This window comes from Streptomyces sp. NPDC091387 (genome assembly GCF_044756945.1).
In the GTDB taxonomy this organism is placed as follows: Bacteria; Actinomycetota; Actinomycetes; order Streptomycetales; family Streptomycetaceae; genus Streptomyces.
Map to the genome: position 1 here is coordinate 437,863 of NZ_JBIVTZ010000002.1, position 22,309 is coordinate 460,171.

The 22,309-nt window shown below is 71.1% G+C and carries 22 protein-coding genes and 1 tRNA gene; 21 read left to right on the forward strand and 2 right to left on the reverse strand.

Annotated elements, in window-relative coordinates; all coding sequences use genetic code 11:
• The first annotated feature begins 15 nt into the window (after positions 1-15).
• The 14 genes from ACIQM0_RS06215 to ACIQM0_RS06280 all read left to right on the forward strand — a co-directional run bounded on the left by ACIQM0_RS06215 (position 16) and on the right by ACIQM0_RS06280 (position 13,679).
• Positions 16-786 (forward strand): 4'-phosphopantetheinyl transferase family protein, encoded by a 771-nt coding sequence (locus tag ACIQM0_RS06215; protein ID WP_385033093.1) that lies wholly within the window; start codon positions 16-18, stop codon positions 784-786.
• A gap of 162 nt (positions 787-948) precedes the next feature.
• Positions 949-1,629, forward strand: a complete 681-nt coding sequence (locus ACIQM0_RS06220; RefSeq protein WP_401283951.1) for an RNA polymerase sigma factor — start codon at positions 949-951, stop codon at positions 1,627-1,629.
• Positions 1,630-1,634: 5 nt separating this feature from the next.
• Positions 1,635-2,045 carry a phosphopantetheine-binding protein gene (locus ACIQM0_RS06225; RefSeq protein ID WP_385033087.1) on the forward strand — a complete coding sequence of 137 codons (411 nt, stop codon included), beginning with the start codon at positions 1,635-1,637 and terminating at the stop codon, positions 2,043-2,045.
• A complete protein-coding gene (locus ACIQM0_RS06230; protein WP_401283953.1) occupies positions 2,038-2,469 on the forward strand; it encodes a hypothetical protein in 432 nt (143 codons plus the stop codon). The genes ACIQM0_RS06225 and ACIQM0_RS06230 overlap by 8 nt, the downstream gene beginning before the upstream one ends.
• Positions 2,466-3,878, forward strand: coding sequence for an aldehyde dehydrogenase family protein (locus ACIQM0_RS06235; RefSeq protein WP_401283955.1), 1,413 nt, complete (start codon positions 2,466-2,468; stop codon positions 3,876-3,878). Before ACIQM0_RS06230 ends, ACIQM0_RS06235 begins: the two co-directional genes overlap by 4 nt.
• 14 nt (positions 3,879-3,892) lie before the next feature.
• Positions 3,893-4,357, forward strand: coding sequence for a DUF4188 domain-containing protein (locus tag ACIQM0_RS06240; RefSeq protein WP_401283957.1), 465 nt, complete (start codon positions 3,893-3,895; stop codon positions 4,355-4,357).
• 16 nt (positions 4,358-4,373) lie between these two features.
• On the forward strand, positions 4,374-6,080 hold the full coding sequence (locus tag ACIQM0_RS06245) for an acetyl-CoA carboxylase carboxyltransferase subunit alpha (protein ID WP_401283959.1): 1,707 nt from the start codon (positions 4,374-4,376) through the stop codon (positions 6,078-6,080).
• Positions 6,070-6,573 carry an acetyl-CoA carboxylase biotin carboxyl carrier protein gene (locus tag ACIQM0_RS06250; protein ID WP_401283961.1) on the forward strand — a complete coding sequence of 168 codons (504 nt, stop codon included), beginning with the start codon at positions 6,070-6,072 and terminating at the stop codon, positions 6,571-6,573. The genes ACIQM0_RS06245 and ACIQM0_RS06250 overlap by 11 nt, the downstream gene beginning before the upstream one ends.
• A gap of 38 nt (positions 6,574-6,611) precedes the next feature.
• On the forward strand, positions 6,612-7,976 hold the full coding sequence (gene accC / locus ACIQM0_RS06255; RefSeq protein ID WP_401283963.1) for an acetyl-CoA carboxylase biotin carboxylase subunit: 1,365 nt from the start codon (positions 6,612-6,614) through the stop codon (positions 7,974-7,976).
• Positions 7,977-8,002: 26 nt separating this feature from the next.
• Positions 8,003-8,992, forward strand: coding sequence for a hypothetical protein (locus ACIQM0_RS06260; RefSeq protein WP_401283965.1), 990 nt, complete (start codon positions 8,003-8,005; stop codon positions 8,990-8,992).
• A 284-nt stretch (positions 8,993-9,276) separates the two neighbouring features.
• Positions 9,277-10,209 carry a transporter substrate-binding domain-containing protein gene (locus tag ACIQM0_RS06265; RefSeq protein WP_401283967.1) on the forward strand — a complete coding sequence of 311 codons (933 nt, stop codon included), beginning with the start codon at positions 9,277-9,279 and terminating at the stop codon, positions 10,207-10,209.
• Between the two features lie 254 nt (positions 10,210-10,463).
• Positions 10,464-11,522 carry an aspartate-semialdehyde dehydrogenase gene (locus tag ACIQM0_RS06270; protein ID WP_401283969.1) on the forward strand — a complete coding sequence of 353 codons (1,059 nt, stop codon included), beginning with the start codon at positions 10,464-10,466 and terminating at the stop codon, positions 11,520-11,522.
• Positions 11,519-12,643: an aspartate kinase gene (locus ACIQM0_RS06275; RefSeq protein ID WP_385033054.1), complete on the forward strand. Its 1,125-nt coding sequence runs from the start codon at positions 11,519-11,521 to the stop codon at positions 12,641-12,643. Before ACIQM0_RS06270 ends, ACIQM0_RS06275 begins: the two co-directional genes overlap by 4 nt.
• Positions 12,644-12,647: 4 nt before the next feature.
• The gene (locus ACIQM0_RS06280; RefSeq protein WP_401283971.1) at positions 12,648-13,679 is read left to right on the forward strand and encodes an oxygenase; all 1,032 of its coding nucleotides are present in this window, start codon (positions 12,648-12,650) and stop codon (positions 13,677-13,679) included.
• A 136-nt stretch (positions 13,680-13,815) separates the two neighbouring features.
• Here ACIQM0_RS06280 and ACIQM0_RS06285 read toward each other — a convergent pair whose 3' ends face one another.
• Positions 13,816-14,010 (reverse strand): hypothetical protein, encoded by a 195-nt coding sequence (locus ACIQM0_RS06285; RefSeq protein WP_401283973.1) that lies wholly within the window; start codon positions 14,008-14,010, stop codon positions 13,816-13,818.
• Positions 14,011-14,197: 187 nt separating this feature from the next.
• Here ACIQM0_RS06285 and ACIQM0_RS06290 point away from each other — a divergent pair, with 187 nt between their 5' ends.
• Both ACIQM0_RS06290 and ACIQM0_RS06295 read left to right on the forward strand, forming a co-directional pair.
• The gene (locus ACIQM0_RS06290; protein WP_401283975.1) at positions 14,198-15,211 is read left to right on the forward strand and encodes a LuxR C-terminal-related transcriptional regulator; all 1,014 of its coding nucleotides are present in this window, start codon (positions 14,198-14,200) and stop codon (positions 15,209-15,211) included.
• Between the two features lie 109 nt (positions 15,212-15,320).
• Entirely contained in the window at positions 15,321-16,226 is a 906-nt protein-coding gene (locus ACIQM0_RS06295) for a LysR family transcriptional regulator (RefSeq protein WP_401283979.1), read from the forward strand.
• 146 nt (positions 16,227-16,372) lie between these two features.
• Here ACIQM0_RS06295 and ACIQM0_RS06300 read toward each other — a convergent pair.
• Positions 16,373-16,444 (reverse strand) — tRNA-Arg (locus ACIQM0_RS06300).
• A 206-nt stretch (positions 16,445-16,650) separates the two neighbouring features.
• On the opposite strand from ACIQM0_RS06300, the gene ACIQM0_RS06305 reads away from it, so the two are divergent.
• From ACIQM0_RS06305 to thrC, 5 genes are all read left to right on the forward strand, one after another.
• Positions 16,651-17,085, forward strand: coding sequence for a response regulator (locus ACIQM0_RS06305; RefSeq protein ID WP_401283981.1), 435 nt, complete (start codon positions 16,651-16,653; stop codon positions 17,083-17,085).
• Between the two features lie 55 nt (positions 17,086-17,140).
• Entirely contained in the window at positions 17,141-18,226 is a 1,086-nt protein-coding gene (gene nrtL / locus ACIQM0_RS06310) for an ArgS-related anticodon-binding protein NrtL (protein WP_401283983.1), read from the forward strand.
• Positions 18,227-18,252: 26 nt separating this feature from the next.
• Positions 18,253-19,644 (forward strand): diaminopimelate decarboxylase, encoded by a 1,392-nt coding sequence (lysA, locus tag ACIQM0_RS06315; protein WP_401283985.1) that lies wholly within the window; start codon positions 18,253-18,255, stop codon positions 19,642-19,644.
• A gap of 126 nt (positions 19,645-19,770) precedes the next feature.
• Entirely contained in the window at positions 19,771-21,126 is a 1,356-nt protein-coding gene (locus ACIQM0_RS06320; protein WP_401283987.1) for a homoserine dehydrogenase, read from the forward strand.
• Positions 21,127-21,132: 6 nt separating this feature from the next.
• Complete coding sequence (gene thrC / locus ACIQM0_RS06325) at positions 21,133-22,203, forward strand: threonine synthase (RefSeq protein WP_363028739.1); 1,071 nt, start codon at positions 21,133-21,135, stop codon at positions 22,201-22,203.
• The last annotated feature ends 106 nt before the right edge of the window (positions 22,204-22,309 follow it).

Sequence of the window (22,309 nt, forward strand, 5' to 3'; positions counted from 1 at the left end):
ATGGAGACAGCACCCATGGCCCCCGGGGGGCAGCACCCCGACCCGCTCGCGGACAGCGCGGAGGTGTGGCTGCTCGCGGAGGAGGACGTGGAGCGGTTCGCCGCCGCGACGGGCGGCGCCGAGCTCCTCACCGACGAAGAACGCGCCCGGCACGACCGGCTGCTGTTCCCGGCCGCCCGGCTCCGCTTCCTGGGCGCCAGGCTGCTGTCCCGCCAGGTCCTGTCGCTGTACACCGACGCCCCGCCCGACTCCTGGCGGTTCCGCACCGGCAAGTACGGCCGGCCCCAGGTCGAGGGCGCCAGCTGGGGACTCGACTTCAACATCACCCACACCAACGGGCTGATCGCCGCCATCGTCGTGCGCGGCCGGATCGCCGGAGTGGACGCGGAGGCCACCCCGGCCAGGCCGGAGGCGATGCAGTTCGCCCCCAAGGTCTTCACCCCGCTGGAGAACGAGGTGCTGCGCCGCAACCGGGAGGACCAGCGCGGCCACGCCTTCGCCGACTCCTGGGTGGCGAAGGAGGCGTACACCAAGGCCACCGGCATGGGTATGTGCCGCGGCTTCGACGCCTTCTCCGTGCACCGGCTGCGCGACGGCGGGCTCGCCGTCGTCGACGACGAGATCCCCGAACCCGAACGCCCGCTCTGGCAGGTCCATGTGCTCCAGGTGTGGGACCGGTTCGCCCTCGGCGTGGCCATCCGCGGCAGCGCGGACGACGCCGGGCCACTGCCGGTACGGCTGCGCTCGGCCATGGCCGAGCTCCTGCCGCCCGGGACACCGGCATGACCCCGCGCGCCCGGACCGGAGCCGGGTGCGCGGGCGGTGGTGTCCACCTCCGGCCAGTCCGCTATCTGACACCCGGAGAACTTGCCCCCGGCAGTCGGGGAAGGGTTGCATGGAATGCACATCCGTCGAAAGACAGATCAATTCCACACGGAGGACTCCCAAATGGCCCTTAAAGGGAATGCGGAGATTCTGGCGGGGTGTGAACGCGGCGAACAGGCCGCGTGGGACGAGATGATCGACCGGTTCGGCAGGCTCATCTGGTCCGTTATTCGTGGCTACCGGATGAACGAAGTGGATGCCGAGGACGTGCGGCAGCTCACCTGGTTCCGGCTCGTCCAGAACGTCAGCCGAATTCGTGATCCGGAACGGGTCGGCGACTGGCTCGCGACGGTCGCGCGACGCGAGTCGATCAAGGTGGTGACGCGGGGAAGGCGACTGGTGATGGTAGGGGACAGCGAGACCCTCGAAGGGCTGTCCGGACACCACGAGAGCCCCGAGCAGATCACCTTGCGGGCGCACCGCGAGGAGGAGGTGCTGCGGGCCGTCTCCACGCTGTCCGAACAGTGCCGAGGCGTCCTGCTGCTGGCCCTGGAGGACCCGCCGGCCTCCTACGAGGAGATCTCCGCCTCGCTGTCCATGACCGTCGGCTCGGTCGGCCCGATCCGGACCCGCTGCCTGCGCAGGCTGCGCCGCGCGCTGGCCGCGGCCGAGGACGGCGAGTGGCTGCCGCCGGCCGCCTGTGTCCGTTGCCCGGCGGAGCGCACGGGTGCGGAGGTGTCCGTTCCGGGACGGCCCGCGGATCTGGTTGGCGAAGGCCACGAAGCCGCAGCCGGACAGGAGTGACGCACATGTCTGCATACGACGTCGAAGGAGTGGTGCGGTCCGTCATCGTGGAGGCGATGGGACTCGCCCCGGAGAAATACACCGAGGATCTCTCGTTCTCCGCCGATCTCGGCCTGGATTCACTTGATCTGCTGGATGTCTTCTTCCGTATCGAATGCTGTGTACCACTCATCATCACGGTCGAGCGGTGCGGCCGCTATCTGCAGGGGGAGGTGCCCGACGCGGAATTCTGCGACGAGAACGGCGTCATCAGCCGGCGCGGACTGGAAAGGCTGCACGTCGTCATGCCGCAGCTCGACCCGGAGATCTGGGCGGGCCGGCTCACCCTCGACCGGATGCTCGACCGGCTGACCGTCGGGAACCTGGTCGCGATGGTCGAGCACATGCTCGGCAAGGGGCGGCCGGTCCATGCCTGACGGGGAGCGGACCGTGGTGCGGGTGGGCAGCTACGAGATGCGCGTCGAATCCTTCGAGCGGCTGGTGGCCTGGCACGGCACCGAGGCGCTGCGGCTGCCCGCCGGACGCACCTCGGCCGTCGGCTGGACGCTGCGCCAGGCGGCGCTGCGGGCCCTGGCCGCACCGCCCAGGGTCGGCTGCCACTGGGGCGACATCGACGTACGGGGGCCGGACGACGGGCCCTACACGCTGCTCTTCAGGGGCGAGGTGGCCCGCTTCGCCGGTTCGGTGCTCCACGGCGACGTCCAGGTCTCCGTCACCACCGGCCGGGGCCGGGTCACCGCCTACGCCGTACTGACCCGGGAGGCGGGCCCCGCCGCCCCGGCCGACCGCACCGAATCCGCCGCCGACGGCGCCGACGACGAAACAGAGGTACGCAGGTGAGCACAGCCACCGAAACCGCGCTGCTGACCAGCCGCGAGATCACCACGGGCGAGGTGCTGGGCACGGTCCCGCTCTCCGGCGCGGGCGCGGTCGCGGCCGCCGCCCGCCGCACGGCCGCCGCCGCGGCCGGCTGGGCCCTGCTGCCCGCGGCCGACCGGGCGGCGGTCCTCACCCGGGCCGCCGACCTGATGCAGGAACGCGCGCCGGAGATCCAGGAGCTGCTGGTCCGCGAGGGCGGCTCCATCCCCGGCAAGGCCTTCTTCGAAGTGGGCGCCGGCGTCGCCGAGCTCCGGCACGGCGCCGAGCTCGCCACGGCCCCGGAGACCCCGCACGGCCCCGGCTCCGACCCCGGCCGCCAGGACGAGGTGCGGCGGGTGCCCCTCGGCGTCGTCGGCGTCATCGTCCCCTGGAACTTCCCGCTGCTGCTCGCCATGCGTTCGGTCGCCCCGGCGCTGGGCCTCGGCAACGCGGTGCTGCTCAAGCCCGATCCGCACACCCCGCTCTCCGGCGGCCGGGTCATCGCCGAGGTGCTGGCCGCCGCCGGCCTCCCGCCGGGCGTACTGGAGGTGGTGTACGGGGACGCGGAGACCGGCCGGGCGCTCGTCGAGGCGCCCGACGTGGCGATGGTGTCGTTCACCGGCTCCACCGAGGTCGGCCGGGAGATCGGCGCCCTCGCCGGGCGGCTGCTCAAGCGCGTGGTCCTCGAACTCGGCGGCCAGAACGCCTTCGTGGTGCTGCCCGACGCCGACATCGAGCAGGCCGCGTCCGCCGGCTCCTGGGGCTCCTTCCTCCACCAGGGCCAGATCTGCATGGCGGCCCGCCGCCACCTCGTCCACCGGGACCGGGCCGAGGAGTACACCGAGACCCTCGCCCGGCACGCCGCCGCGCTGCGGATCGGCGACCCGTTCCGCGAGGACGCCCAGATCGGGCCGGTCATCAACCGCTCGCAGCTCGTCAGGATCGCCGCCGCGGTGGAGGGCGCCGTCGCCCAGGGCGCCCGGCTGGTCACCGGCGGACGGGCCGACGGCGCGTACTTCCCGCCGACCGTACTGGCGGGCGTCACACCGCGGATGGACATCTTCCGCCGCGAGGTCTTCGGCCCCGTCGCGACCGTCACCGAGTTCGCCGACGACGCCGAGGCCGTCGCGCTCGCCAACGCGTCCGACCACGGACTGACCGCCGCCGTCTACACCTGCGACGCCGACCGCGGCCGGCACGTCGCCGGGCAACTGCGCTGCGGGGTCGTCCACGTCGGCGACCAGCCCGTCAACCACGACCCCCGGCTGCCCTTCGGCGGCGTCGGCGCCTCCGGCAACGGTTCCGGATTCGGCGGCCGTGCCGCACTGGACGCCTTCACCCGCTGGCACACCCTCACCGTCAGCAGTCCCGCCCGCAGCTACCCGTTCTGAGAGAGGAGAGCCCCGTGGCCAACAAGGTCGAGACCGTACCGCAGGTGGCGGATCCGCCGGAGGGAGCGGTCGTGTTCCTCATAGGCATGAGGATCAACAGCTTCTGGAAGGTGCACCGCTGGCTGCCCTCCTTCATCGCGATGTTCCCGATGCTCATGGAGCTCAACAAGAACAAGGAGCACGGATTCCTGGGCTCCCGCACCTGGATCAACCGCACCGTGATCGTGCTCCAGTACTGGCGCAGCATGGACGAGCTGATGACGTACTCCCGCACCATGGACGCGTCCCACCGCCCCGCCTGGGCCCGCTTCAACCGCAGCATCGGCAACAACGGCGCCGTCGGCATATACCACGAGGCGTACGTCGTCGATCCCGACCGGATGCACACCGTCTACCGCAACATGCCGCCGTTCGGCATGGCCAAGGCCACCGCCGGCCGGCCGCAGCGGACGGCCACGCCCGTGGCGGACCACGAATAAGAGGGGAGAGGGACCCATGGCGCAACAACAAGGACCGGTGCGGGCCGGACAGGACGTCCAGTGGCGCAAGTGCGGGGCGTGCGGAGCGTTCGTCTACGGCAAACGGCTCGACCGCAACCGAAAAGTCTGCCCGGAATGCCAGTTCCACTTCCGGATACCCGCGCAGGTGCGCATCGACCAGCTCGCGGATCCCGGCAGCTTCGAGCCGCTGCCCGACGCGTACCGGCCGCGCGACCTGCTCTCCTTCACCGACAGCAAGCCCTACCCGGACCGGCTCCGCGACGCCCAGGCCAGGACCGGGCGCAACGACGCGCTCCTCTGCGGCCGGATGACGATCGAGGGCTGTCCCCTGGTGGTCGCCGTCCTCGACTTCGGCTTCATGGGCGGCTCCATGGGCTCGGTCGTCGGCGAGGGCATCGCCGCCTCGGCCCGCCACGCGCTCGCGGAGCGGCTCCCGCTGCTGCTGATCGCCGCCTCCGGTGGCGCCCGTATGCAGGAGGGCGCCCTGTCCCTGATGCAGATGGCGAAGACCTCGCAGTGGATCGCCGCCCTGCGCGAGGCGGCGCTGCCGGTGATCAACCTCAACACCGACCCCACCTTCGGCGGTGCCAGCGCGTCCTTCGCGATGCTGGGCGACGTCATCCTGGCCGAGCCGGGCAGCCTGATCGGCTTCGCCGGGCCCCAGGTCATCCGCAACACCATCCGGGAGGAGCTGCCGGCCGGCTTCCAGAGCGCCGAGTTCCTGCTGGAGCACGGCATGATCGACGCCGTCGTGCCCCGCGAGAACCAGCGCGAGTACCTGGCCAGGCTGCTGACCCTGCTCGGCCCCTCCGTACCCGAACTGCCCGAGGGCACCGGGTCCGCCCCGCTCACCGAGCCGTTCCCGGCGGTCCGCACCACCCGCGAGACCGTGGCGCTGGCCCGTAACATCCAACGGCCCACCGTCCAGGAGTACATCGGCTTCGTCTTCGACGACTTCGTCAGCCTGCACGGCGACCGGGCCTTCGCCGACGACCGCGCGCTGACCGGCGGCATCGCCAGGATCGGCGGCCAGAGCGTGGTGGTCCTCGGCCACCAGAAGGGCCACGACACCTCCGAACTCGTCCGCAGCAACTTCGGTATGCCCAACCCCGAGGGCTACCGCAAGGCGCTGCGCCTGATGCGGCTTGCGGACCGGTTCGGCCTGCCGATCGTCGCGTTCATCGACACCCCCGGCGCCTTCCCCGGCATCGGCGCGGAGGAACGCGGCCAGAGCCTGGCCATCGCCGAGTGCATCCTCGAACTCTCCCGGGTGCGGGTGCCGGTGGTCTCCATCGTCACCGGCGAGGGCGGCAGCGGCGGAGCGCTCGCGCTCGGCGTCGCCAACTCGGTGCTGATGCTCCAGAACGCCTACTACTCGGTGATCAGCCCGGAGGGCTGCTCGACCATCCTCTTCGGCACCGCCGAGCAGGCCGGCCGGGCCGCCGACGCCCTCCGGCTCACCGCGTCCGACCTGCTGCGCCTCGGTGTGGTCGACGCGATCGTGCCGGAGCCCGTGGACGGCGCGCACACCGCCCCGTACCCCACGGCACTCAATGTGAGGACAGCCCTCGTACAGACCATGGCCCCGCTGCTCGAACTGGCGGGCGACCGGCTCGTCGAGATCCGCCGGGACAGGTTCGACCGGTTCGGGGACCCCGAACGGCAGCCGACAGTCGACTGGGAGAAGAGTGATGAGTACTGAGACCAAGCCCGCCACGGAGCCCATGTCCGTGGAGGAACTGCGGGCGCAGACCCGGCTGCTCGCGGACGAACTGCCCGGCACCCTGCGGCGGATCACGCTGCGGGCCGGCGGGATCAGTGTGGACGTCGAGTGGGAGAACGCCCCGGCGTACGCGCCCGCCGCCGTCCCTGCCGCGCCCGCGGCCCCGGCACCCGCCGCGGCGGCCCCGGCCACGCCCGACGCCCCGGCGCCAGACGCGCCGCCCGCCGGTCTGGTGACGGTCACCGCACCCCTGGTCGGCACCTTCTACCAGGCGTCCTCGCCCGGCTCCGAGCCGTTCGTGAAGGTCGGGGACATCGTCGAATCCGGAGCCCAGCTGGCCATCATCGAGGCCATGAAGCTGCTCAACTCCATCACCGCCGAGGTCAGGGGACGGGTCCACGCGGTCCACCCCCAGGACGGTGAGGTCGTCGAGTACGCCCAGCCGCTCTTCGATCTCGTTCCCGTCGACTGAGAGTCCGGGACACCGGACCCACACAGGAGGACCGAGACGTGTTCGACAAGGTACTCATCGCCAACCGCGGCGAGATCGCGCTGCGGATCATCCGGACCTGCCGCGACCTGGGAGTGCGTACGGTCGCGGTGTACTCCACCCCCGACGCGGACGCCCAGTTCGTCAAGGCGGCGGACGAGGCCGTGCACATCGGCCCCGGCGCACCCGCCCGGAGCTATCTGCACATCCCCAACATCATCGGCGCCGCCGTCAGGACCGGGGCCCAGGCCATCCACCCGGGCTACGGATTCCTCTCGGAGGACCCGTACTTCGCCGAGATCTGCGCCGACGACGGCATCACCTTCATCGGCCCGCCGCCGGACGTGATGGAGAACGTCGGCGACAAGGCCACCGCCCGCCGGCTGATGACGGAGGCCGGCCTGCCGCTGCTGCCCGGCACCGTGGAACCGGTCGACTCCGTGGAGGCGGCCGAGGCCGTCGCCGCCGAGATCGGCTACCCGGTGATCATCAAGGCCGCGGCGGGCGGGGGAGGCCGCGGCATCACCGTCGTGCGACGGCCCCAGGACCTGCGCGACGCCTACGTCGCCACCCGGGCGAGCGCCCAGGCCGTCTTCCGCAACAGCGCCGTCTACATGGAGCGCTACCTGGAGAAGACCCGGCACATCGAGATCCAGGTGGTCTGCGACGACTTCGGCGGCGCCGTCCACCTGGGCGAGCGCGACTGCTCCGTACAGAGGCGCCACCAGAAGCTCATCGAGGAGTCGCCCTCCGCCGCCGTCTCGCCCGAACTGCGCGCCCGGCTCGGCGAAGCGGCACTGGCCGGAGCGCGCGCGGTCGGCTACCGGGGCGCGGGAACCGTGGAGTTCCTCCTGGAGACCGGCCCGGACGCGGCCGAGGACACGTTCTGGTTCATGGAGATGAACGCCCGCATCCAGGTGGAGCACCCGGTCACCGAGCTCGTCACCGGCGTCGACCTGGTGAGCGAGCAGCTGCGGGTCGCCTCCGGCAGCCCGCTCTCCGTCAAGCAGGAGGACATCGACATCCGCGGGCACGCCATCGAGTGCCGCATCAACGCCGAGGACCCGGCCCGCGGCTTCGCCCCCACCCCCGGAACGCTGGAGACCTACCGCGTCCCCGGCGGCCCCTGGGTCCGCGTCGACACCGACTACGTGCCCGGCGCCCGGGTCAGCCCCTACTACGACTCGATGATCGGCAAGCTCATCGTCTGGGGGCCGGACCGCGGCAGCTGCATCGAACGCACCCAGCGGGCCCTGGCCGAGTTCGAGGTCTCCGGACCCGGCATGCACACCACGATCCCGATGCACCAGGAGATCCTCGGGCACCCCGAATTCATCAAAGGGGACGTGTCGACCGACTTCCTGGAGCGCTGCTTCGCCCTGTGAGCCGCGCACGACCACGAGGACCCGACGTGTCGGAAGACGAACTCAGACCAGAGGACATCGATGTGTACCGCCGGCTGCTGGAGGCGCCGTCCGCCGCTGACGCGGCGACCGGCGGGCCCGGGCCGGGAACAGAGCTGTCCGCCGAGTCCGTCAACCGGCTGCTGGCGCACCGCCTGCTCCAGGAGGACGGTCCCCACCGGTACGAGGCGGTCTCGCCGAGCCTGGCCGCGGCCGAGCTCACCGCCTCCCTCCAGGTGCAGGTGCACCGGCTGATGCGGCGCATCGACACGGCCCGGCGCGACCTGCGCCCGCTCGGCCCGCTGTACGAGGAGCACCAGCGGCGCCGGCAGGCCGACACCACCACGGAGCTGCTCGCCGACGGCGAAGCCGTACGCGAGCGGCTCGCCGACCTGTCGCTGCGCGTCCAGCACAGCGTGCTCACCGCCCATCCGACCCTGGGCAGCGGGCCGACGCTGCGGGCCGCGCTCGACCTGGACCGCGATCTGCTCGACCGCGGCGTCGTCTACCGGACCGTGCTGCCGCACACCGCCCGCCGCCAGCGGGAGGCACTCGCGCACGTGCGGCACCTGGGCGATCTGGGTGCCCAGGTGCGTACCGCCGTGGTCATTCCGGGACGGATGATTCTGCTCGACAGCGCCTACGCGCTCGTTCCCGCCGGAAAGGACGGCGGCGGCGCGCTGTTCCGCGACCCGGCCGTGGTGGGCTTCCTGGAATTGATATTCGAGCACATCTGGGACCACGCCAAGCCGGTCGACGGGGCGGGCTACGCCGCCGATGTCTTCGAGGACATCGAACTGACCATCCTGCGCCATCTGGAGCGCGGCCGGTCCGACGAATTCATGTCCAGGCGGCTGGGCATCTCCACCCGTACGCTCCGCCGCTACCTCGCCGGTATCTGCGAGAAGCTCGACGTCGACACCCGTTTCCAGCTCGGCATGGCGGCCGCCCGGCTGGATCTGTTCGGGGACGGCGACGATCCGGACAGTACGGGATAGACAATCCCGATTGCCGCGTTCGGCTATCTCCAACCGTTCACCCTGGACCACTCGGTGATGCGCCACGGATGATTTCTCCTGCCCCACACCACATTTCTACCGAGGAAATCCATGAATGGAATCGCCGCCGCCGGGAGGCACGTCAGCGTCTCCGGCGTATCCTCCGACGCGCACCCGTGGAACCCGGGCGGTCCGGCGCCCAGCACGGTGATCATCGATTCCCGCCGCGCCGAGCGGCACTCCGACCGTGAGCAGCGGACACGTTCCCTGCCGGCCGGAGTCTCATGACCACCGCGGCACACCCCACCCTGACAGCCGTACGGTCCCGTGGGGCCGTACGCGCCGCCGTCTCCCAGGGCATCCGGGGGCTCTCCCTGCGCACCGCCGACGGCCGCTGGACCGGACTGGACGCCGACATCGCCCGCGCGGTGGCCGCCGCGGCGCTCCACGATCCGGAGGCGGTCGACTGGTGCCCGGTGCCCGCCGCAGAGCGCCTCGCCGTACTGGCCGCGGACCGGGCCGACCTGACGGTGAGCAACCTGACCTGGACCATGGGACGGGAGGCCGCCCACCCCGTGCTCTTCGCCGGGATCACCTGTTACGACGGTGAGGGCTTCCTCGTCCGCACCGCCGACCGCGTCGAGGACCCGGCGGATCTGGCGGGGCGGCGCCTGGCCGTCCACACCGGCAGCACCACCCCGGCCAACCTGGCGGCCTGGTACGGCGCCCGGGGCCTGAGCGTCGAACCGGCCGGCTTCGCGGACCCGGCCGAGGCCGTGGCCGCGTACACCGCCGGCGAGTGCGCCGCGTACGTGCTGGACCGCACCGCGCTCGCCGGGATCCGGGCCGGACTGCCGGACCCGCGGGCGCACCGCATCCTGCCGGCCTCGATCTCCCGCGAGCCCATGGCGGCCGCCGTCCGGGACGCCGATCCGCACTGGTTCCGGCTGGTGCGCTGGGTGCTCCACCTGCTGATCTCCGCGGAACACCTGGAGGCGTCGGGATCGGACCGGCGGACCGCGGCGGAACTGGCGGGGCGGCACGGCCCGTCCGCCGGGGTGGACGAGGGCTGGGCGGCCAGGGTGCTGGCAGCCGTCGGCACCTACGCGGACGTCTACGCACGCAACCTCGGCGCCGCCTCCGGCCTCGATGTGCCGCGCGGTGCGAACGAACTCTGGACCCGTGGCGGTCTCCACTACGCCGTCCCCCTGAACTGACCGACACCCGACAGAGGAAGGAGCCGCGAGGCACATGACCACCGATGCCGTATCCACCACCGCGGCCCCGGCCCCGGGCCACGAGGACGTGCGCCGATGACGCCGCCGCGCCCCGCCCGGCACCCGCCGGCCCGTCGGTGGAGACCGCCCCGCGTACCCGGCGACGGACACCCCCGTCGCATCCTGCCGAGGGACCACCCGGCAGGACCGGTTCACGCACCCGCAACCGTGCCCCTCCGGATCGGAGAACCCTGATGACGCTCGTCACCGACCCCACCGCCCCACGCATCGCAGTCGTCGGTGCGACAGGAGCGGTGGGCAGCACCCTCATCGAACTGATCGAGGAGCGGGCGCTGGCCTACCGCGAGATCCACCTCGTCGCCTCGACCCGCAGCGCGGGCCGGCGGCTCGCGGTCGACGGCCTCTCCTACGCGGTCCAGGCCCTGGAGGAGTTCGACTTCGGCCGGGCCGACATCGCCTTCTTCTCGGCCGGCACCCCGGTCAGCCAGGAGTGGGCGGGAACCGCGGCCGCCCAGGGCGCCCTGGTGATCGACAACACCAACGCCTTCCGGATGGACCCCAAGACCCCGCTCGTCGTACCGCAGGTCAACGGGGAGGTTCTGGAGACCCGTCCGGTCAACGGCCTGATCGCCAACCCCAACTGCTCGACCATCCCGCTGGCGCGGCTGCTCCAGACGGTCGAGCGCCGGTGGGGCATCCGGCAGGTGGTCACCAGCACCTACCAGTCCGCCTCCGGCAAGGGCCACCGCGGCATCGAGGAACTCCTCGAAGGCAGCGAGGTCGCGCTGCGCGACCCGGACGCCGAACTCCCGGCGGAGAGCTTCCGGCCCGCCCTCGCCTTCAACGTCGTCCCCTTCATCGACGAACTCCTGGACAGCGGGTTCACCCTGGAGGAGCAGAAGATGCTCCAGGAGTCCCGCAAGATCCTCGGGATCCCGCACCTGGACCTGACCGCCACCTGTGTGCGCGTCCCGGTCGTCAACTGCCACGCCGAGTCCGTCTGGGTCGAGGCGGGTTCGCCGGTGGCCCGCGAGGAACTGATCACGCTGCTGAGCGCACTGCCCGAGGTCACCGTGCACGACGCGGAGGACCGGGCGGCCTTCCCCACCCCGCTCACCGCGGGCAACCCCGACCATGTGCACGTCGGCCGGGTCCGGGTGGCCCCGCACAATCCACGCGGCTTCTGGATGTGGGTGGTCTCGGACAACCTGCGGGTGGGCGCCGCCCTGAACGCCGTCCAGATCGCCGAGTACGTCCTGCGGCACGGCTTCATGTCAGGAGGCACCCGATGAACATCCGGACGAGAGCGAACGCCCCGGTCTCCGTGCTGAAGTTCGGCGGCTCCACGTTCCGTTCCCCCGCCGCGTACGGGGACCTCGCGGCCGGCCTCGACGCCCGGATCAGGGCCGAGGGCCGCTCGCTGGTCGTGGTGGTCAGCGCGATGCAGGGGGAGACGGAGGGGTTGCGCGAGCGCCTGCACACGGTCAACCCGCACCCCGAGGACCCCACCACGGCCGGCCTGCTCACCACCGCGGACCTGCTCAGCGCCCATCTGCTGGCCACCGCCCTGCACCGGACGGGCCGCAGCGCGACGGTGCTGGCGGGCCACCAGATCGGACTGACCACCAACTCCTCCTTCCTCTGGGCCCGGGTGACCGGCACGGATCCCGCCCCGCTGCTCAAGGCGCTGGAGAGCCACGAGATCGTCGTGGTGCCCGGCGGCCAGGCGGCGGACGCCCAGGGGCGGCCGACCTGGCTGGGCAAGAACAGCTCTGACCTGTCCGCGCTCGCGGTCGCCGCCGCGGTCCGCAGCGACACCTGCGAGATCCACTCGGACGTCGACGGCATCTACACCTCCGACCCGCACCTGGTCACCGGGGCGCGGCTGCTGCCGCACGTCTCGTACAACATGGCGGCCCTGATGTCCCTGCACGGTGCGCGGGTGCTGCACCGCCGGGCCGTGCAACTCGCCCTGCGCCACCGCATCGAGATCGTGCTGCGCTACAACAGGGCCCCGTACACCGTGGGCACCAGGATCGGGACCGGCGGCGACCAGATGTCCGCGGTCGTCTTCAACCAGCGCTCCGTGGTGCTGGGTTACGCCGATGACGCCCTGGCCGACGCCGCGCACCACGCCTTTCACCTGGCGGGGATCGCCACGGTGCGCCAGAACGGCGGGCCGCGGGTCGCGGTGGTCGGCGGCTATGTGGACCTGGAGGCCGTCCAGCGCGCGTACGGCGTCGAGCCGGGCCGCTACCTGGGGGTGCCGGTCGCCGAGGTGCGGGGCAGCAAGGTCACCGCGCACCTCGCGGAGAGCGGGGAGGACGCGCTGCACCTCGCGCAACGGCTCCATGACTGGATGGACTTCCCGACTGCCGCCCGCGGACCCGAATCCCGTCTCGTAGGAGTGTGACCGAGTGACCACCGAAACCCTGCGGTCCGTGGACCGGGACGCGGCGCCGACCTTCGCGCGGCTGGTGCTGCCGGACGCGGTGCGCGACGCGATCGGCACCGCGCTGTCGGTACTGCCGGACCCGGCCGCCGACATCGACCGGTCCATGACCCGGTACCACCGGATCTTCGCGGGGCTGCCCCTCGAACAGCTCCAGCGGATAATGGACTTCGGCCGGCACATCGACACTCCGGGGGCCACCCTCGTGAGCAATCTCCCGGTCGAGGACACCCTGCCGCTCACCCCGGTGGACGGCGGGCCCGCACGTGACAAGCGGGGCTTCGTCGCCGAGGGCGTCCTGCTGGGTCTGGCCGGGCTGCTCGGTGAGCCCATCGGAGTCCTCACCGAGAAGAACGGCCGGCTCGTCCACGACGTCGTCCCGGTGCCCGGGGGCGAGCGGACCCAGACCAATCAGGGATCAGCGGTCTTCCTCAACTTCCACAGCGACATCACCTATGACTCCACCGGCCGCTACGACATCGCCAACCCGGACTTCCTGGTGCTCAACTGCCTGCGGGGCGACCGCTCGGGAGCGGCCGCCACGCACTACGCGGACGCCCGCGACATCTGCGGGCAGCTCACGGACGGCGCGGTGGAGACGCTGCGCAGTCCGCTCTTCCGGCTCAACGCGCCGGGGAGCTATACCCGTAGTGCCGCGGGCGGAGGACAGGTACTGTCCGATCCCGTGCCGGTCATCAGTGGTGCGGTGGACTACCCGGAGATCGCGATTTCGGCCAACGGCGTACACCCGCTCACACGGGGGGCCGCGACGGCGTTCGGGGAGCTACAGGACGCGTGCCGGGCGACGGCGCACACCGTGTGCCTCGAACCCGGCCAGGCGCTCCTGGTCAACAACCGCAAAGGCGTGCACGCACGCTCGGAGTTCGTGGCCCGGCACGACGGCCGGGACCGCTGGCTGCAACGCGCCTACGTGCGCCGGAGCCTGTGGAACATACGCTACCGGGTGACCCCCGGAGACCGCCGTGTCCACTACTGACGGGGAGAGCGGAGACATTGATTCCGCTCTTTTCACGGCCAGTGCAGAGTGTCGGAAACCGCGTTCGGAGCACCGGTCGGGACCGAGGGACGATTTGATGTCATGATGTGCCCTTCTGGGGTATACGCGAATGAGATCAAGAGATTTCTCTGTTGAACGATGAACCGGGATGGGCCGGTACGGTGTCCCATTTGTCATCGGCCACCGTGTTTATCTGCACGGTTTCGTGGCTGGAAGTCACCGCTGCCGAGGCCACGGCGGAGTAGAGAACTCCGAAGGCCAGAGTGGTTGCCGCGATGTTCCGGACAAGTGAATGACGGGTGTTCATCATTGCGTATCCCCCTGCGCTGCTTGGCTGATGTATTTTCTGGCCGCAAGAGAACCGTGCCATTTATGGAGATCCACTTCGAGTGCCACGAACTGTCCTAGGATGGACCGGCAGCTAGTGGACAGGCGGACGGGCCGAATGCGGCGGGGGAGGGTCAGTGGGGGAGCGTTTGCTGCTGGACGGTGTGGCCGTGGACGCCTATGCGTGGGCGCTGCGCGTGGGGGTCTTCGACGACAAGGAGATCGCGGCCGGTCTGGAGGTGGACGCCGAACTGGTCGCGCAGGCCCGGGAAACCCTGCAGGAGCTGCGACTCCTCGGCCCGACGGGGTCCGGGACCACGATGGTGCCGCTCAATCCCGACGTGGCAGAGGCCGAACTCGTGACGCCGCTGGAGGTCTCGATCGCCCAGCGAAGACAGCAGATCGCCGGTATTCACCGGCAGTTGAGGGTCCTGGCGGAGGTCTACCGCTCCCACGACCGGGCGGCCACCGACGATCTGCCGCCGATCCGGGTACTGGACGACTTCGAAGAGGTGCGCCGCGAGATCGACCTCGCGCGCCGGCGCTGCACCGAAGAGCGGATCAGCCTCCAGCCGGGCGGTGGCCGCAGCGCCGAAATGCTGGAACAGGACCTGATGCAGACGCTGGAGATGCGCCGGCGCGGCATCCGCATCCGCACGCTCTACCAGCACACTGCCCGCTCCAGCCTGGCTACGCGCACCTATGTGCGGCAGATCTGCCAGGAGGGCGCGGAGGTCCGCACGGCGGAGGAACTCGCCGAGCGACTCATCATCTACGATCGCAAACTGGCGTTCATACCCAAGGAGCGGACGGGAAAAGAACCCCCCGGTGCGGCCATTGTCTCCGATCCCACGCTCGTCGCCTACCTGTGCCGCTCATTCGAGTCCGTATGGCAGGGAAGCCAGCCCTTCGACGTGGGGCGGACCATTGAATACCAACAGGTCGCCGAGGATCTTCGGATGTCAATTCTCCGCCTCATGGCCATGGGGGTGAAGGACGAAGTGATCGCCCGTCGTCTGGGTATGGCCACACGGACCTGCCGCCGTCATATTTCCGCAATCATGGAAGAAATTGGCGCGACCAGTCGTTTCCAGGCCGGTCTTCTGATCGGCCGTCAGGGATTGATCCCCGACGATCAGCTGGATCTTCCCGCATTCGTCGGCATCGACGTGTCCGAATCATGACGACCGCTGTCCTGGATCAGACAGTCCCATGTCCTGGCCTCTCCCCGCCCGGCTTGATTTCCTGGGAAAGCAGTATTGAGTACGGCGTCAGCCGAACCCAGGAGGGGCTATGGACATCCGACAGTTGGTCACGTTCCACAAGGTGGCGACGCTGCTCAGCTTCACTAGGGCCGCATCCGAATTGAAGTACGCGCAGTCCAGCGTCACCGCTCAGATCAAGTCCCTGGAGCTGTCGCTCGGAGTGGATCTCTTCGACCGCCTCGGCGGCCGTATACAGCTCACCGAGGCCGGCCAGCGCCTCCTGCCGTACGCCGAGCAGATGGTCACCCTCGCCGGAGAGGCGCGCGGCGCGACGCGGGCGTCGGAGGAGCCCTCCGGCGTCCTCACGGTCGGCTCGATGGAGAGCATCACCTCCTACCGGATGCCCCCGCTCCTGGAGTTCTTCCACCACCGCTACCCCTCCCTCCAGATCGTGCTGCGACCCAGCCTGTGCGCCGAGACCTGCCACGCGCTGCGCCAGGGCATGTTCGACATGGGCTTCCTGATGGAGGCCGAGACCCAGCACCCCGGCGTCCAGACGGAGGTACTCGGCTCGGAACCCCTCACGGTGGTCGCCGCCCCGGACCACCCCCTGACCCGGGCCGAGAAGATCACCACCGACGCCCTGCGCCAGACCCAGGTCATCTCCGCGGAGGCGGGCTGCGCCTACCGGGAACTCTTCGAGGCCGAGCTCAACGACGGCACGGGGGAGCCGCTGCCCTTCCTGGAGTTCGGCACGACCGAGTCCATCAAGCGCGGCGTCACCGCGGGCCTCGGCGTCAGCCTGCTCCCGACAGCCACCGTGGCGGACGCCCTGGAGGCGGGCACGCTGGTCAGCCTCCCCTGGAGCATCCCGTTCGAGGTGCACACCCAGATCGCGTGGCGGCGCGGCAAGAACCTGTCCCGCGAGATGCGGGTCTTCGTCGACCAGACGATCCGCTTCCTCGCGGAGGAGTACGCGGGGGCGGCCGCCTGAGGGCGGGTGGTGCGGCGTTGGCGATGCCGGCCAGGTCGCACCAGCTGCGCAACCGCTTGTCCCGCGGTCATCAGCAGGGACGTGAAAAAGACCCCCCGCTCAACGTTTCCGCTGATCAGAGGGTCTATTCGGCACCTTTTGCAAGGTGCCCCCGGCAGGATTCGAACCTGCGCTCCCGGCTCCGGAGGCCGATGCTCTATCCCCTGAGCTACGGGGGCGTATCGCTGTGTTGCTCTGCGACGGGTGAAACACTACCAGCTTCCGCCCGGTGCCCGTGAACAGGTATTTCCGCGCCCCCGCCGGGCGCCCCTGGCGCCGCCGGGCAGGTCGCACACACATCCGGCCAACCTTCGCCGCCATCAGTCCGGGGACGGAAGTGGGCAAAACCCGGACGCAGCCCCTCCGCCCCGCCTACTCTCGAAGGGTGTCAGTGGCTTGCGGCCGCGTGCTTGTTGTCGACGACAACAAGGTCATCCGGCAGTTGATCAGGGTCAATCTCGAGCTGGAGGGCTTCGAGGTCGTGACCGCGGCCGATGGTGTCGAGTGTCTGGATCTGGTGCATCGGGTCTGCCCCGATGTGATCACGCTCGATGTCGTCATGCCCCGGCTGGACGGTCTGCAGACGGCCACCAGACTGCGTTCCGATCCGCGGACCCGGCATCTGCCCGTGGCGATCATCAGCGCCTGCACGCCGTACGAGGTGGACAACGGGGTCGCGGCGGGAGTTGACGCCTTCCTCGCCAAGCCCTTCGAGCCGAGCGAGCTGGTGAGGGTCGTACGGCAGTTGATGGAGCGCGGCCGGCCGCCGGTGCTCGACGGCAGGCAGGGCGCCGGGCGGGCGGAGAGCGCCGCCGGTTGACCGGATGGCGAAACCGGTTCGCGGAAGGCCCCCCTCCCTCCCATACGCTTGTCCCGTGACCCCCGCCGATCTCTCCACGACCGTGCTGCGCGCCGTGCGCCGCGCGGTCGACGAGGACGCCTTGCGCGCGCCCGTGCCCGCGCGCGTGCGAGTGGAGAGGACCCGGCCCGGCGGACGCGGCGACTACGCCAGCGCCGTCGCCCTCCAGCTCGCCGGACCCGCCGCGCGGCCCGCGCGGGAGGTGGCCGAGATCCTGCGGGAGCGGCTGGCCGGTGCGCCCGGCATCGGGCGGGTCGAGGTCACCGGACCCGGCTTCCTGAACTTCACGCTCGACGCCTGCGCCGACGCCGCCGCGCACCGCGCCCTCCTGCACCGGGTGCGGGAGCAGGGGCTGCGCTACGGACACGGCGACGCGCTCGCCGGGGCGCCCCTGCAATTCAGCCACGCCCGCGAGGTCCGGGCCGCGGTCACCGCCGACGCGGTGCGCCGGCTCGTGCGCGCGCAGGGCGCGCCCGTGCGCATCAGCTGCGACGAGGCCTCCGACCCGGACTGGGCACGGCTGGGGATCACCGTCGACGCCCACGGACGGCCCCCCGTACCCCTCACGGAGATACGGCCGGTCCCGGCCGGCGCCCGCGCCGGCGAGCTGCTCGAACGGCTCGGGCCCGACGCCACCCGCTGGGGACTGCTCCGGCCGGCCGGTCACGACCGCGCCCCGCTCGGCGACGAGCTCCTCGTCCAGGGCGCGGGCAACCCCCTCTTCCTGGTCCGCTACGCCCACTCCCGCACCCACGCGCTCACCCGCGGCGCGGAGCGGCTCGGGTTCACCGCCGCCCGGGACGAGGTTTCCGCGGAGGCCTTCGAGGAGCCCGCGGCGTCCGCGCTGCTCGCCGTCATCGCCGACCACCCCGCCGTCCTCGCCGCCGCCGCGCACCACCGCGCACCCGACCGGCTCGCCCGCCACCTCGAAACGGTCGCGCAGGCGTTCTTCGACTTCCACGACACCGCGTCGCCGCTCCCCGTCGGGGACGAGAAACCCTCGGCCGCCCACCGCACCCGGCTCGCCCTTGCCGAGGCCGCCGGGACGGTGCTGGCAGGCGGCCTGACCCTGCTCGGCATCAGCGCGCCCCCTTACCTCTGAGAGACCCGAGAGAGCAGAGCAACACGATGAGCCGATCCGCACACCCCGCCGGTCCCCGCCACGCCGACGTCATGACCGAGGGCCACTACTCCGCCCCGGCCGAGGACCTCAACGTCCTCGACGAGAAGGTCTGGTCCCGCACCGTCACCCGGGACGAACACGGCGCCCTCACCGTCGGCGGGATCGAAGTCGCCCGGCTGGCCGAGGAATTCGGCACCCCGGCCTACTTCCTCGACGAAGCCGACTTCCGGGCCCGCTGCCGCGCCTGGTCCGACGCCTTCGGCCCCGGCGCCGACGTCTTCTACGCCGGCAAGGCCTTCCTCTCCCGTGCGATCGTGCGCTGGCTCCAGGAGGAGGGGCTCAACCTGGACGTCTGCTCCGGCGGCGAGCTGACCACCGCCCTGGACGCCGGGATGCCCGCCGAGCGCATCGCCTTCCACGGCAACAACAAGACGGTCGACGAGATCGAGCGGGCCGTCACGGCGGGCGTCGGGCGGATCGTCCTCGACTCCTTCCAGGAGATCGCCCGGGTCGCGCACATCGCACAGCGGCTCGGCCGGCGCCAGCCCGTGCAGATCCGGGTCACCGTGGGCGTCGAGGCACACACCCACGAGTTCATCGCCACCGCGCACGAGGACCAGAAGTTCGGCATCGCGCTGGCCGGGGGACAGGCCGCGGAGGCCGTCCGGCGGGCGCTGACCCTCGACGGGCTCGAACTGATCGGCATCCACTCGCACATCGGCTCGCAGATCTTCGACATGGCCGGCTTCGAGGTCTCCGCGCGGCGCGTGGTGCAGCTCCTGGCCGAGGTGCGCGACGAGCACGGCGTCGAGCTGCCCGAGATCGACCTCGGCGGCGGCCTCGGCATCGCGTACACCTCGGAAGACGACCCGCGCGAGCCGTACGAGATCGCCAAGGCGCTCGGCGACATCGTGACCCGTGAGTGCGAGTCCGCCGGGCTCGCCACCCCGCGGATCTCCGTGGAGCCGGGCCGCGCCATCGTCGGCCCGACCGCCTTCACGCTCTACGAGGTCGGCACCATCAAGCCCCTGGAGGGGCTGCGCACCTACGTCAGCGTCGACGGCGGCATGTCGGACAACATCCGCACCGCGCTGTACGACGCCGAGTACAGCGTCGCGCTCGTCTCGCGCACCTCCGACGCCGAGCCGATGCTCGTCCGGGTCGTCGGAAAGCACTGCGAGAGCGGCGACATCGTGGTCAAGGACGCCTTCCTCCCCTCCGACCTGGCCCCCGGCGACCTGATCGCGGTCCCCGCCACCGGCGCGTACTGCCGTTCCATGGCGAGCAACTACAACCACGCCCTGCGCCCGCCCGTCGTCGCCGTGCGCGACGGGCGGGCGCGGGTCATCGTCCGGCGCGAGACGGAGGAAGATCTCCTGCGTCTCGATGTCGGCTGATGCCGTATTTCCCGGGACACCCCCCGGGTTCCCCGTAAACATCTCAGGATCCGGACGGGTGGCGGGGAACGCCCGTCCGGTGAGTGAGACTGGTCCATACATCAGATGTAAAGGAAACGAGGTCGGATGATGCGTACGCGTCCGCTGAAGGTGGCGCTGCTGGGCTGTGGAGTGGTCGGCTCAGAGGTGGCCCGCATCATGACGACGCACGCCGACGACCTCGCCGCGCGCATCGGCGCGCCGGTGGAGCTCGCCGGTGTCGCCGTGCGCCGGCCCTCCAAGGTGCGCGAGGGCATCGACCCCGCGCTGATCACCACCGACGCCACCGCCCTGGTCAAACGGGGTGACATCGACGTCGTCATCGAGGTCATCGGTGGCATCGAGCCCGCCCGCACGCTCATCACCACCGCCTTCGAGCACGGTGCGAGCGTCGTCTCCGCCAACAAGGCGCTGCTCGCAGAGGACGGCGCGGCCCTGCACGCCGCCGCCGAGCAGCACGGCCGGGACCTCTACTACGAGGCCGCCGTGGCCGGCGCCATCCCGCTCGTCCGCCCGCTGCGCGAGTCCCTCGCCGGCGACAAGGTCAACCGGGTGCTGGGCATCGTCAACGGCACCACGAACTTCATCCTCGACAAGATGGACACGAGCGGCGCCGGGTACTCCGAGGCGCTCGACGAGGCCACCGCCCTCGGATACGCCGAGGCCGACCCGACCGCCGACGTCGAGGGGTTCGACGCCGCCGCCAAGGCCGCGATCCTCGCCGGAATCGCCTTCCACACCCGGGTGAGGATCGGTGACGTGCACCGCGAGGGCATCACCGAGGTCACCGCCGCCGACATCGCCTCCGCCCGCCGCATGGGCTGCACCGTCAAGCTCCTCGCCATCTGCGAGCGCGCCGCCGACGGGCGCTCGGTCACGGCCCGCGTGCACCCCGCGATGATCCCGCTCAGCCACCCGCTGGCCTCGGTCCGCGAGGCGTACAACGCGGTGTTCGTCGAGGCCGAGGCCGCCGGGCAGCTGATGTTCTACGGCCCCGGCGCCGGTGGCGCGCCGACCGCGTCCGCGGTCCTCGGCGACCTCGTCGCGGTCTGCCGCAACAAGCTCAACGAGGCCCCCGGCCCCGGTGAGTCCGCGTACACGCGTCTGCCGGTCAGCCCCATGGGCGACGTCGTCACGCGGTACCACATCAGTCTCGACGTGGCCGACAAGCCTGGCGTACTCGCCCAGGTCGCGACGGTCTTCGCCGAACAGGGCGTATCCATCGATACGGTCCGCCAGAAAGGCCGAAATTCAGGCAGCGGCGACGAAGTCGGTATCGAGCAGGGTGGCGGCGGGCGACGGGTGGGCAAGAGCGGCGAGGCTTCGCTCGTCGTCGTCACCCACCGCGCGTCCGACGCCGCCCTCTCCGGGACCGTCGAGGCGCTGCGCAAGCTCGACACCGTACGTGGTGTCGCCAGCATCATGCGTGTTGAAGGGGAGTAAGGACCCATGACCACCAAGGGCACCCACCAGTGGCGCGGCATCATCGAGGAGTACCGGGACCGTCTCCCGGTCACGAGCACGACACCGGTCGTCACGCTCCGTGAGGGCGGCACGCCGCTCGTCCCCGCTCAGGTCCTCTCCGAGCGCACGGGCTGCGAGGTGCACCTCAAGGTCGAGGGCGCCAACCCCACCGGGTCCTTCAAGGACCGCGGCATGACGATGGCGATCACCCGGGCCAAGGAGGAGGGCGCGCAGGCCGTCATCTGCGCCTCCACCGGCAATACCTCCGCCTCCGCCGCCGCCTACGCGGTCCGCGCCGGAATGGTCTGCGCCGTCCTCGTGCCGCAGGGCAAGATCGCGCTCGGCAAGATGGGCCAGGCGCTCGTGCACGGCGCCAAGATCCTCCAGGTCGACGGCAACTTCGACGACTGCCTGACGCTGGCCCGCTCGCTCTCGGACAACTACCCCGTGGCGCTGGTCAATTCGGTGAACCCGGTCCGCATCGAGGGTCAGAAGACCGCGGCCTTCGAGATCGTCGACGCGCTCGGCGACGCCCCGGACATCCACGTCCTCCCGGTCGGCAACGCGGGCAACATCACCGCGTACTGGAAGGGCTACACAGAGTACGCCGCGGACGGCATGTCCACGCACAAGCCGCGGATGTGGGGCTTCCAGGCCTCCGGCTCCGCGCCCATCGTGCGCGGCGAGATCGTCAAGGACCCGTCGACCATCGCCACCGCCATCCGGATCGGCAACCCGGCCTCCTGGCAGTTCGCGCTCAACGCGCGGGACGAGTCGGGTGGCTTCATCGACGAGGTGACGGACCGGCAGATCCTTGCCGCGTACCGGCTGTTGGCCTCCCAGGAGGGCGTCTTCGTGGAGCCCGCCTCGGCCGCGTCAGTCGCCGGCCTGCTCAAGGCCGCCGAAGAGGGCAAGGTCGACCGGGGGCAGCGGATCGTCTGCACGGTCACCGGGAACGGCCTGAAGGACCCGGACTGGGCCGTCGCCGGTGCCCCCCAGCCGGTCACGGTCCCGGTCGACGCGGTCGCCGCCGCCGAGAAGCTGGGCCTCGCGTAGTACCCGCCGCCGCGCCGCACGGCGGCGCGGCGGCGGATTCGTCAGGAAGGCGGCTCAACGGCCCTTTTCGGGACGGAGAGCGCACCGGCAGCGTGCGACACGCATC

Bases quoted from the DNA above. Each gene is read 5' to 3' on its own strand.
- ACIQM0_RS06295 (WP_401283979.1), top strand. From the start codon at position 15,321: ATGGACATCCGACAGTTGGTCACGTTCCACAAGGTGGCGACGCTGCTC.
- ACIQM0_RS06320 (WP_401283987.1), top strand. From the start codon at position 19,771: ATGATGCGTACGCGTCCGCTGAAGGTGGCGCTGCTGGGCTGTGGAGTG.
- ACIQM0_RS06250 (WP_401283961.1), top strand. From the start codon at position 6,070: ATGAGTACTGAGACCAAGCCCGCCACGGAGCCCATGTCCGTGGAGGAA.
- ACIQM0_RS06215 (WP_385033093.1), top strand. From the start codon at position 16: ATGGCCCCCGGGGGGCAGCACCCCGACCCGCTCGCGGACAGCGCGGAG.
- thrC (WP_363028739.1), top strand. From the start codon at position 21,133: ATGACCACCAAGGGCACCCACCAGTGGCGCGGCATCATCGAGGAGTAC.
- ACIQM0_RS06270 (WP_401283969.1), top strand. From the start codon at position 10,464: ATGACGCTCGTCACCGACCCCACCGCCCCACGCATCGCAGTCGTCGGT.
- ACIQM0_RS06275 (WP_385033054.1), top strand. From the start codon at position 11,519: ATGAACATCCGGACGAGAGCGAACGCCCCGGTCTCCGTGCTGAAGTTC.
- ACIQM0_RS06225 (WP_385033087.1), top strand. From the start codon at position 1,635: ATGTCTGCATACGACGTCGAAGGAGTGGTGCGGTCCGTCATCGTGGAG.
- ACIQM0_RS06285 (WP_401283973.1), bottom strand. From the start codon at position 14,010: ATGATGAACACCCGTCATTCACTTGTCCGGAACATCGCGGCAACCACT.
- ACIQM0_RS06265 (WP_401283967.1), top strand. From the start codon at position 9,277: ATGACCACCGCGGCACACCCCACCCTGACAGCCGTACGGTCCCGTGGG.
- lysA (WP_401283985.1), top strand. From the start codon at position 18,253: ATGAGCCGATCCGCACACCCCGCCGGTCCCCGCCACGCCGACGTCATG.
- ACIQM0_RS06220 (WP_401283951.1), top strand. From the start codon at position 949: ATGGCCCTTAAAGGGAATGCGGAGATTCTGGCGGGGTGTGAACGCGGC.
- ACIQM0_RS06245 (WP_401283959.1), top strand. From the start codon at position 4,374: ATGGCGCAACAACAAGGACCGGTGCGGGCCGGACAGGACGTCCAGTGG.
- ACIQM0_RS06230 (WP_401283953.1), top strand. From the start codon at position 2,038: ATGCCTGACGGGGAGCGGACCGTGGTGCGGGTGGGCAGCTACGAGATG.